Below are 10,895 nucleotides of genomic sequence, written 5' to 3'. Positions count from 1 at the left end.
TGCCTCGCTTTGTGAACGAATGCATCGGCGTGCGGGAGATTTGTTTCTGCGCATGTCCCGACCGCGGTGCGCGGCCATCGTTTAATGCGTCGTTAACCCTGTCCCGCGACATATTGGCTCACGTTATTCCTGCTGAAGCCGAACCCATGGTCGAGGATCCTGCATTGCTGACGGACGCCGCCGGACAGCCGGCGATCGCGCGTCGTCGTGTCACCGTCACGGCGACCACGCCGGAGACCGCATGACGTCACGATCGATGGTCCTCCCGACGTCGCAAGCCGAGGCGCCTGATATTTCCAGTTTGCTGCGTGCGGGGCGCGAGCTCTACCGGAGCGGCGAGATCAAGCGGGCGATCGCGATCTTTCAGGCCGGGCTCGCGCTCGCGGCGACGGCGTCGATCGGTGTGGTGGTCGACGGCGTGGCCGACCTTCACGCCGCCCTCGCCAACGCCTTCATGCTCTGCGACGACATCGGCTCGGCGGCCGAGAACTACAAGGCCGCCTTGCGGATCGCGCCGCATCTCGTCGCCTGCTGGTGCAATCTCGGTATTGTTCACCAGCGCAGCGGCCGGACGCAGGACGCCATTTCGCTCTACCTCGAGGCGCTCCGGCGCAATCCCGGCCACCGGCCCTCGCGCACCAATCTGGTTGAGGCGTTGGTGGCGAGCCGTCAGTTCGCGATCGCAAGGACGCTGTTGCTCGAATTGCTCGAGGAGACGCCCGAGGATGCTGAGCTCCGCAGCCAGCTCGGCAAGGTCTGCTTCGCGCTCGGCGAGACCGCCGAGGCGGTCATACAGTTCGAGCAGGCCGTGGCGCTGGCTCCCGGGCAGGCCGAGAATTTCTACTGGGTCGGAGCCATCCGTCAGGCGCGCGGTGAGCTCGAGGCAGCGCAGGCCGCCTACGCCCGCGCCGTGCACACGCATCCGGTCCTGCGCAGGCCAGCCGCCAAATCGCCGCCGGCGTTCCGCGCGCTGGCGTTGTTTGCGCCCTTCGTCGGCAACACGCCGGTCGAATTTCTGTTCAAGGATTGCGCCTACCAGACCAGCATTGTCTCGCTGTTGCCGGGTAGCCCGCCCGATGGCAGCCTGCTCGCGGACGAGGCTGATGTCGTCGTCAACCTCGTCTCCGACGCCGACCAGGGCGCGGAGGTGCTTCCTCTCGTTGCCGCGATCGCAGCAAGCCTCGGCAAGCCCGTTGTCAACGATCCCGCAAGGATCCGGAACACCACGCGCGATGCCACGGCACTGGCGCTTGCCGACGTCGAGGGCTGTCGCGTGCCGCGCACGATCCGCATTGCGGCCTGCGAGGGGCTCCCTGGTGGCCTCGTCCTTGCCTTTCCTGTGCTGGCGCGCCAAGCCGGCATGCATGGCGGCGACGTCTTCGAGAAGCTCGCCGACGTCGCGGCGCTGACGGCATTCCTCGCGGCGCACGCGGACCATGACCGCTACGTGATCGATTATGTCGACTATCGCTCCGCCGACGGTTTTTTCCGCAAATACAGGTTCTTGTTCATCGGCGAGGAGATCCTGCCCTATCATCTGGCGATCGGAGGCGACTGGAAGCTCCATCGCGATGCAACCGACATGGCGCATCACGCCTGGATGCAGGAGGAAGAGGAGCGCTTCCTGAGCGCGCCCGGGCAGGTCTTCGGCGCGTCCCTTGACCGGGCGTTGCGAGTCATTCGCGATCGCATCGGTCTCGACTATTTCGGCATCGATTGCGCCCTCGACCCCGATGGCCGGCTCGTCGTGTTCGAGGTCAACGCCTCCATGCTGGTGCACGACCAGAATCCCGAATTTCCCTACAAGGACCCTTATATCCGCAGGATCAAGGTCGCGTTCGATCGCATGCTCGCGCGCCTTGCGCAGGGGAATTGACGCCGCCGTCCGCGGCGCCGTGCAGCTGTCCCGGACGACCGCGGCGCCGATCCGGCTCTCGCGCCGTTTTCCCACCAGAGGAAGCTTTGCCCATCGGCCATTGGCCGGGTCGGCCAGGCCCGCGGATCCGATCACTGGCTGTAGCGAACCGTGACTGCAACCGTGATGCTGCGCGGCAGTATGGGAGATGTTTACGTATTTTTGTTCCGACATTTGGCCAGCCGCCCCAGTTTGGGCTATGCTGAGCTTGCGTCGAGGACGAAAATGAAGCGTCGGGAGTTACCGTGGGACACCACCGACAGACGGGGCTGCATCCATGATGACGTTACCGCGACTGGCGGCGGAAACCCTGGAGAAGATGCTGGGTACGTTCATGCGTCGCCGGTACGACGACGTCTCTGCCAGGGTGCTCGAGGGGTCGACGCGCACGGCAATGGAATGTATCGGCAACAGCGACGCGCTGTACCACAACATCGAGCATACGATGTTGGTCACTCTGGCGGCTCAGGCCATCCTTTCCGGACGCAATCTTCATGCGCACCTTGCGGCGGAAGATTACCTCCATATCCTGATCGCCTGTCTTGCGCACGACATCGGCTATGTCCGCGGCCTTTTCCCGGAAGATGACGAAGACGGTTTCATTATCGATGAGGCCGGCACCAAGGTGTCGCTGCCGCGCGGCGCATCCGATGCCAGTCTGATGATGTACCATGTCGACCGCTCGAAGCTGTTCGTGCGGCGCCGGCTGCCGCCGATTCGTGGCGTCGACAGCGAGCGTGTCGCCCGTGCCATCGAGGGGACGCGCTTTCCGGCCCGCGAGGGCCAGGAGTACGACCATGAGGCCTCGATCCTGCGCGCCGCCGACTTCATCGGGCAGCTCGGCGATCCCAATTATCTGCGCAAGGCCAACGCGCTCTATTACGAGTTCGAGGAGGTCGGCATGAACCGCCAACTCGGCTACGACTCGCCCGCCGACATCGTCAACCGCTATCCGCAATTCTACTGGAATAGCGTTGCACCGCACATCCAGACCGAGATCGGCTATCTCAACAAGACCGAGATCGGCCGGCAGTGGATCGCCAATCTCTACAGCAACGTCTTCCGCGCCGAGCGCGACATCTCGCTGTCGGGCCCGCAGAAGTAAGACGTGATCCAAATCTGCTGATCCCGCGTTGAGACAGGGCAGAAGTCCTTTTCACGCGGTCATGCAGCTATGCGGACGACTTTGACGGCTCCCATCGTTTTCGTTCTCGTCGTGCTCGGCGTCGGCTGCGCGATCGGAAGCACGAACCTGCCGGGCCCCTGGTACGCTGGCCTGGTGAAGCCGCCGTTCAACCCGCCGAACTGGGTTTTCGCCCCGGTATGGTCCGTCATTTACCTCCTGATCGCGCTGGCCGGCGCGCGGATATGGCAGCAGGCACCCTACGGCGTCGCCATGCTGCTCTGGATCGTGCAGATGCTGCTCAACTTCGCCTGGTCGCCGATCTTCTTCACCTGGCATCGCACCGGCCTCGCACTCGGCATCATTGTCGCGATGCTGCTGGCGATTGTCGGCTTCATCGTCGCGTGCTGGCCGACGGACCGGACGGCGGCACTGTTGTTCGTTCCATATTTTGCCTGGGTCGCATTCGCGACCCTGCTCAATGCCAGCATTTTCATTCTCAATTGAGCAGGCCGTCAGGTCGCGGCTGCCATGATCTTCGCAGCCTGCCGCCGTATCGCGCCCAGCTCCGAACCGTCTTTACGATCGAGATTGGCGTATTGGTTCTTCATGCGTCCGTTGCCGGCGAAGCGTTTGCGGTGCTTGTCCAAAAAATTCCAGTACAGCGTCGTGAAGGGGCAGGCGTTCTCGCCGGTGGCCTGCTTGGGATCGAAGCGGCAATACCGGCAGTGATCGCTCATGCGGTTGATGTAGTTGCCCGACGCCGCGTAGGGCTTCGTACCGACGATCCCGCCATCACCATGCTGGCTCATACCGAGCGTGTTCGGCAGCGAGACCCAGTCGATCGCGTCCCAGAACATCGACATGTGCCAGCGATGAACATCGTAGGGCCTTACGCCGAGCAGCATGGCGAACAGGCCGAGGACCATCAATCGCTCGATGTGGTGGGCGTAGGCATGGTCGATGGTATGGCCGATCGCCTCGGCGAGACAGCGCATCTCGGTCTCGCCGGTCCAGTAGAAGCTTGGCATTGGAAGTTCGGCGCCGAGCGCGTTTTCTTCGGCATAGTTCGGCATGCGCTGCCAATAGATGCCGCGCACGAATTCTCGCCATCCGATGATCTGACGCAAAAATCCTTCCAACGCATTCAATGGCGCGGACCTGCTTCGCAGAGCCGATTGGACGACCTCCAGCGGGCGCAGCTGGTGCAGATTGAGCGGTCCTGACAGAACCGAGTGGTAGAGGAACGGCTCGCCGGAGCGCATCGCGTCCTGATAGGTTCCGAACAGAGGCAGGCGATTTGCGACGAAGTCGTCCAATTGGGTCAGCGCTTGGCCACGCGTGACCGGCAAGTTGAAATCGTCGAGCTTGCCGGGGCTGTCGGCGAAACGCCGGGCGACGAGCCGCAGCACCCCCGCCGTAATTGTGTCCGGCGCATGGGTCGGCCGAGCCGGGAGTGGCGGGCTATATTTGCCGAATGATTTGCGATTCTCGGCATCGAAATTCCAGGCGCCGCCGATCGGGTGCCCCTCGCGATCCATCAGCAAGCCGGTCTTCCGCCGCATGGCGCGATAGAACGTTTCCAGGATCGGCCGGGGGTGCCGCTCGGCGAACGTCGCGAATTCGTCGCGCGAACAGAGGAAATGGCGGTCGCTGCGGAACTCCGGCGGCTGGACCAACCGGCGCAGCTTTTCGGCCACCCGCCAGTCGCCCGGCTCGACGACGATCGTGCGCGCCGGCCTGAACATCTGCTGAGCGCGTGCGATCTCGGTTTCGAAGCGGCCAGTGTTTTCGGGGGCGTCGATCTCGACATAATGGACGCGCCGCCCGCGTGCGGCGAGTTCATCCTTGAAATGCCGCATCGATGCGAGGAAGTAAGCGATGCGCTTCTTGTGCTGCGGGATGTAGCAGGTCTCTTCCATGACCTCCATTTGCAGCACAACGTCCCGGCTGGGATCGAAGCCGTCGAACGCGGCGCTATCGAGGTCGAGCTGGTCGCCGAGCACCAGCACCAGATTCCCCACCTCTTGCTCCGGCTCGCCGGATCGGGCCATCCGCCGGCTCACGGATGAGGTAGGTTTGCGACCACATTTGGAGTGCAGGCGAGGCATTCCTCGCGCAGCGAGACGACCGTCCGCCGCAGCCATGTCTTGATCGTGCCGACCGGAACGCCGAAGCGCTGCGCCAGCATCAAACGGCTTTCGCCTTCAAGATAGGCCCGCGACAGCAACTGCCGGCGCTGATCGGGAAGCCTCTGAATGGCGCGGGCCGCGATCGGCTGGGCGAGGTCGTAGTCGAATGCGTCTTCGGTCGCCGCGGTGTCGGGCACCGCCAGCGCTTCATCGAGTTCTGCCGTCGGCACCTGCTTGAGCCTGACAGCGTCGATCGCGGTGTTGCGCATGATCGCGCACATCCAGGTGATCGGTGAGGAACGGACTGGGTCGAAGTGAGCGGCATGCTTCCAGATCTTCAGATACGCGTCCTGGAGCAGGTCGTCGAGGTCAGCGTTGTCAGGCGCGATCGGGCGCGCGGTCTTGCGCAGCTTGCTGCGCGTTGCGGCGAAAAGTTCGGCGAAGGCACGCTGGTCGCCGCGCCCGACGCGGGCGAGCAGATCGCTCAGGCGCTCGATCATCGGATCCCGGGCCGTCCGTCTGCCGCAGCTCATTCGCTCGTCCTCCAGCATCTCATGCCAGGAGAACGATCGGGCGGCGCGACTGGATCACATGGCAGCGCTCAAAGCCGCACGAAGGGCGAGATCAGCCGGCCAAGCCAGCCGTGCATCTGCAGATCCCCGCTCATGGCGACAAGGCACAGGCATGGCATGTCGCCGCCGACGATCGGCTGATGATCGACCTCGCCATCGCCGAAATCGAAATCGCCCGGCCGGTAATCGCCGCCCTGATGGCTGAAGCTGCCCTTGAGCACCAGGGTGAGCTCCGTGCCGGTATGCGAATGCTCCAGCATGCGCGTGCCGGGCGCCGACCAGAGCAGGAACGCGCGCGAGGTGTCGGCGCCGGGCAGGATGATCGGTTGCATCTTGACGCCCGGCGCCACGCGCCGGCTCTTGCCGAACCTGCAGCGGAGCAGGATCTCGGGAAGGTCGTCGTCGAGCAGCGGCACTGCTTGCGAAGAGGTCGGCGCCGGCGTTGACGCGGTCTCCGGCTCGTCGATCGCAGCCATGATGGTCGCGAATGCATCCTCCGCCATGGCGATCGGAGCGGCCTGTTCGAGCGCGGCGCCCGCAAGCTGCTCGATCGCGGCGATGAAACGCTGGCAGCGCGAGCATTGCGCGGCATGGACGCCGATGACGAGACGGTCCGCTTCGTCGAGCCGGGCTGCGGCAAAATCCGCCAGCAGATCTTCAGGGGGATGATGGTTGATGGTCATGTCAATCGTCCAAGAGATCTTTGAGCCGCGCCATGGCGAGCCTGATGCGGGACTTGACGGTCCCGAGTGGGATGCCGAGCCGCTCGGCGATCTCGCCGTGCGGCTGCTCCTCGATAAACGACAGCCGGATCACGGTGGATTGCTCGTCCGACAATTGCAGCAGCGCGGACGACACGCGCGAGACGTCGTCGCGCCTGACCATCATGGTCTCCGGCGAGTCCGCGACATCAGGCGTTTCATCCGGTTCGGCGCTCGCCGCTTCCTTGTCCAGAGCCCTGGCCTGCCGCGCCGCAGCCCTGGCGGAATCGATGCGCAGATTGCGCGCGATGGTGAAGATCCATGCCGCCGCGCCTGCCGTTCCGGGGTCGAACTGGGCCGCCTTTCGCCACACCGTCAGCAGCGTGTTCTGCGCGATCTCCTCCGCGGCGTCGGCGTTCATCCCGGTCTTGACCAGGAACCCCTTCACGCGCGGCGCAAAATGCTCGAACAACAGCTTGAACGCGTGCCTGTCGCCATGGGCCGCAACGCGTCCGATCAATTCAGCCCATTCCACTGTGACCTTGGGCCTTTCGCCTGGGAATCCTCGGGGCCGGTCCCGCCGGGGAGCCGCCGCAGGCTTGCTGCGCCATAGGGGCCTGCTCACAGCGCGAAGACCGGTCGTCATGGAGCCTCTGATAACATGTCCCATCCATAACGACGGGCCTCGCCATCCAGATCACTCCAGAACCGGCTTGTTTTACGGGTCCCGTTGAGCCGCGGCAAGCCTGCGATCGGCCACGGTTCCCGCTCGCAGCAAAGCTGAGGCCAACACAAACCGTTTGTTCATCGTCCAAACGCGTCTGTCGTTCCGATTCCGCCTTCCTATACCGGCGCTTAAGTCGCGGCATGGCAATTGGCCGTGCCGTCCTCGCCTGGACGACGCGTCTTTAGACGCCGCTAACCCTTTCTGAATCGGCCCTGATCCAATTGCGACCCCGCCTCGTACCTGCTTCCGGGAGAAAAATTTCGCATGTGGAATGCCCTGACCTGTCTGCCCAGCCAGCACGATCTGCGCTACGTCGCGGTCGCGGTGCTCGTCTGCGTGTTGGGGTCGCTCCTATCCATGCGGCTCCTCGCGCGCGTCCGGCGCAACACCGGGGCGCGGCGGTTCAATCTCCTGTTCTTGTCAGGCCTCGTGGCTGGTGCCACCGTGTGGACCACGCATTTTGCCGCAATGCTGGGATACCAGTCACAGCTCGCGCGCAATTTCGAGCCCGGGCTGACCTTCGCTTCGCTGCTGGCTGCGGTCATCTTCGCCTGGGTCGGCTTCTACATCACCACCCGAACCCGGCTCGGGCCCGCGATCGAAGGGGGCGGCGCGATCTTCGGCCTCGGCATTGCTGCGATGCATTATACCGGCATGGCCGCGGTCGAAATCCCCGGCCTGGTCGGCTGGAATTATCCGCTCGTCGCGCTCTCCGTCGTCTTCGCGGTCGGCTTCGGCGCGGTGGCTGCCAACCGCATTGCGCGACCGATCACGCGCTTCTGCAAATACGGCGGCGCGCTCGCCATGATCCTGGCGATCGTGTCGCTGCATTTCGCGGGCATGGCCGCGGTGTCGTTGTATCCGGTGTCGGACCTCGCGGTGCCGCCGCAGACGCTGTCGGATACGTTCATGATCACCAGCGTCGTTGTCGGTATCAGCCTGATGATGGCGATGGCAGCCTCTGCCTATGCGATCGATCTGCAGGCCGCCAACGAGGCGACCGAGAGTTTCAAGCATTTGGCGATGCATGATCCCTTGACCGGTCTGCCGAACCGCAACGGTCTCGTGCAGCGGCTGCACGATCTTCTCGCCGGCGGCGGTGATGACACCGCGCGCGTCGTCGTCCTGGCAATCGATCTCGACCGCTTCAAGGACATCAACGACGTCCACGGCCATGTCGGCGGCGACCATCTGTTGCAGCAGGTCGCCCGGCGCATTGCCGGACAGTTGCAGCCGGGAGAGTTTCTGGCTCGCACCGGCGGCGACGAATTCGTCGCCGTCAAGAGCGACGTGTTCGCCCGCGGCGAGGCGATCAAGTTTGCCGAGCGCCTGCGCAACATCGTGCTCGATCCGGTCGAATGGCAGAACCAGACCCTCGCGGTCGGTTGCAGCATCGGCGTCGCCTTGTTTCCGGAGCACGGGCAGGTCGGCGATCTTCTCGTCCAGCGTGCTGATCTTGCGATGTATCGCGCCAAGAGCCTCGGCCGGGGCAAGATCTGCACCTATGAGCCGTCGATGGACGAGGCGAGCCGCATTCGCGCCGAGCTCGCGATCGATCTCAAGCGCGCGCTCGCCGGCGACGAACTCGAATTGCACTATCAGGTCCAGAACGATACCGTCTCCGGCGGCATCGTCGGCTTCGAGGCACTGATCCGCTGGAATCATCCGCAGAAGGGGCGCATTCCTCCCGATGCCTTCATTCCGATCGCCGAGGAGACCGGGCTGATCATCGAGATCGGCGACTGGGTGATGCGGACAGCCTGCATCACCGCCGCGCAATGGCGCCTGCCGTTCAAGGTCGCGGTCAACGTCGCACCGATGCAACTCAACCACGATCTGCCGCGGCGCGTGGCCGAGATCCTGAAGCAGACGGGTCTGGCGCCGTCGCGACTCGAGATCGAGCTCACGGAAAGCGGCATCATCGCCGACCGTCAGCACGCGTTGCAGGTCGTTCTGGCATTGAAATCGATCGGCGTCACCGTGGCCATGGACGATTTCGGGACCGGCTATTCGTCGCTCTCGACGCTGCAGGCGTTTCCATTCGACAAGATCAAGGTCGACAAGAGCTTCATTCAAGCGGTCGAGACCAGTGCGCATGCTGCCGCGATCGTCAAGGCGACGCTGCTGCTCGGCCGCAGCCTCAATATTCCCGTGTTGGCCGAGGGCGTCGAGACCACGCGCCACCTCGATTTCCTGCGCGAAGAGGGCTGCAGCAGCGTGCAGGGCTATCTGTTCGGCCGACCGATGCCGGTCGAGATCGTGAACCGCATGATCGATGACGAGAAGGCGTCAAGACCACCCGCGACCGAGATGCGCGAGGCGGCGATGACGATCGAGGCGGCCTGAGCCGGCCGCTCAAACCTCTCGGCCGTGCCGCGTCCAGAGCTCGTAGACAGTGTCCCAATCCGGAAGCTGGTCCGGAGCATAGCCGAAGATCCTGCCGGTCCCGAGCTTCCGGAAGTTCTTCATGGCCTTCAGGTGCGCGCCGCTCGCAACGAAGCTGCGCATGCTGACGAGATCGGACCATGCCGTCAGCGTGTGATAAGTTCCGGCGACGACCCTCGCTTCGACCGCGACAACTCCGGAGGCACGGCGCGCCTGCGCCAGCGACTGCAGCGTTCGCCACCAGAACCTTGGCAACTGCGCGATGCCGTGCGGGCGGAAGCCGGTCATCGAGACATAGACCATGCTGCACCTCGACTGTGATGCTGCAGGAACGATGGGCAAAAAGGGTTGGATCACCGATGGGCAAGATATAGGCTCAGGCGACAGGCCGAGTGCGCAGCATGCAATACAAATCCGTCACGACCGATGTCCTGGAGATTGCCTATCTCGACTACGGCGCAGCGGATGGCTGGCCCTGCATCATGGGCCACGGTTTTCCCTATGACGTGAACGCCTATGCCGAGGCCGCGCCGATCCTGGCGGAGGCGGGCGCACGGGTGCTGGTGCCGTGGCTGCGCGGCTACGGGCCGACGCGGTTCCGCTCCGCTGAGCGACTGCGTTCCGGCGAGCAGGCGGCGCTCGGCGCCGATCTGCTGGCCTTCATGGATGCGCTCAAGATCGAACGCGCCGTCGTCGGCGGCTACGATTGGGGCGGCCGCGCGGCCTGTGTGGTTTCGGTGCTGCATCCGGAGCGCGTCGTGGGGCTCATCTCCGGCAATTCCTACAACATCCAGAACATCGCGCGCGCGATGGAGCCGGCATCGCCGCCGGAAGAGGCGGCGCTGTGGTACCAATACCTGTTCCACAACGAGCGCGGCCGCCGCGCGCTGGAGCGCGATCGCCGCGGCTTTGCCCGCCAGCTCTGGTCGATGTGGTCGCCGACATGGCACTTCGACGATGCGACGTTCGAGACGAGCGCGGTGTCCTTCGACAACCCCGATTTCGTCGAAATCGTGATCCACTCCTATCGCCACCGCTACGCGCTAGTCGAAGGCGATCCCGCTTACGCCGCGATCGAGGCGAAGCTCGCCACGCAGCCGCCGGTGCGTGTTCCGACCATCGCGATCGACGGTGACAGCGACGGCGTCAATTCCGGCACCGCGCATCATGCGAACAAGTTCGAGGGCTTTTTCCAGCGGCGCGTCTTCGTCGGGGCCGGTCACAATCTGCCGCAGGAGCGGCCGGCGGAATGGGCGCAGGCCGTGCTGGACGTGCGCAGAGCGGCGTCCTGAATTTCGCGGGTCGCGGGAACTTTTCGCGGTCGCCGTCGTCCAATCCTG

At 64.3% G+C, this 10,895-nt stretch carries 10 protein-coding genes; 5 read left to right on the top strand and 5 right to left on the bottom strand.

All coding sequences use genetic code 11. The features are described from left to right. Positions 1-241 precede the first annotated feature (241 nt). The 3 genes from G8O24_RS19395 (at position 242) to G8O24_RS19385 (ending at position 3,545) form a co-directional block, all read left to right on the top strand. Positions 242-1,876: a tetratricopeptide repeat protein gene (locus tag G8O24_RS19395; protein WP_188102041.1), complete on the top strand. Its 1,635-nt coding sequence runs from the start codon at positions 242-244 to the stop codon at positions 1,874-1,876. A gap of 316 nt (positions 1,877-2,192) precedes the next feature. After that, a complete protein-coding gene (locus G8O24_RS19390) occupies positions 2,193-3,020 on the top strand; it encodes an HD domain-containing protein (RefSeq protein ID WP_188102039.1) in 828 nt (275 codons plus the stop codon). Positions 3,021-3,089: 69 nt separating this feature from the next. Beyond that, positions 3,090-3,545, top strand: a complete 456-nt coding sequence (locus G8O24_RS19385; RefSeq protein ID WP_188102037.1) for a TspO/MBR family protein — start codon at positions 3,090-3,092, stop codon at positions 3,543-3,545. A gap of 8 nt (positions 3,546-3,553) precedes the next feature. Here the strand turns inward: G8O24_RS19385 and G8O24_RS19380 are convergent, their stop codons facing one another. The 4 genes from G8O24_RS19380 to G8O24_RS19365 form a co-directional block, all read right to left on the bottom strand. Continuing rightward, positions 3,554-5,092 (bottom strand): cryptochrome/photolyase family protein, encoded by a 1,539-nt coding sequence (locus tag G8O24_RS19380; RefSeq protein WP_188102036.1) that lies wholly within the window; start codon positions 5,090-5,092, stop codon positions 3,554-3,556. 8 nt (positions 5,093-5,100) lie between these two features. After that, a complete protein-coding gene (locus tag G8O24_RS19375) occupies positions 5,101-5,703 on the bottom strand; it encodes a sigma-70 family RNA polymerase sigma factor (RefSeq protein ID WP_188102034.1) in 603 nt (200 codons plus the stop codon). Positions 5,704-5,771: 68 nt separating this feature from the next. After that, positions 5,772-6,425 carry a ChrR family anti-sigma-E factor gene (locus tag G8O24_RS19370; protein WP_188102033.1) on the bottom strand — a complete coding sequence of 218 codons (654 nt, stop codon included), beginning with the start codon at positions 6,423-6,425 and terminating at the stop codon, positions 5,772-5,774. 1 nt (position 6,426) lies between these two features. Further along, entirely contained in the window at positions 6,427-6,978 is a 552-nt protein-coding gene (locus tag G8O24_RS19365) for a sigma-70 family RNA polymerase sigma factor (RefSeq protein WP_188102031.1), read from the bottom strand. 456 nt (positions 6,979-7,434) lie between these two features. On the opposite strand from G8O24_RS19365, the gene G8O24_RS19360 reads away from it, so the two are divergent. After that, complete coding sequence (locus G8O24_RS19360; protein ID WP_188102029.1) at positions 7,435-9,516, top strand: putative bifunctional diguanylate cyclase/phosphodiesterase; 2,082 nt, start codon at positions 7,435-7,437, stop codon at positions 9,514-9,516. 9 nt (positions 9,517-9,525) lie between these two features. Here G8O24_RS19360 and G8O24_RS19355 read toward each other — a convergent pair whose 3' ends face one another. After that, the gene (locus G8O24_RS19355) at positions 9,526-9,858 is read right to left on the bottom strand and encodes a hypothetical protein (protein WP_188102027.1); all 333 of its coding nucleotides are present in this window, start codon (positions 9,856-9,858) and stop codon (positions 9,526-9,528) included. Positions 9,859-9,956: 98 nt separating this feature from the next. On the opposite strand from G8O24_RS19355, the gene G8O24_RS19350 reads away from it, so the two are divergent. Next, a complete protein-coding gene (locus G8O24_RS19350) occupies positions 9,957-10,847 on the top strand; it encodes an alpha/beta fold hydrolase (protein WP_188102026.1) in 891 nt (296 codons plus the stop codon). The last annotated feature ends 48 nt before the right edge of the window (positions 10,848-10,895 follow it).

It is taken from the genome of Bradyrhizobium campsiandrae, assembly GCF_014529705.1.
Taxonomy (GTDB): domain Bacteria; phylum Pseudomonadota; class Alphaproteobacteria; order Rhizobiales; family Xanthobacteraceae; genus Bradyrhizobium; species Bradyrhizobium campsiandrae.
This window is presented reverse-complemented; position numbering and strand designations above follow the sequence as displayed.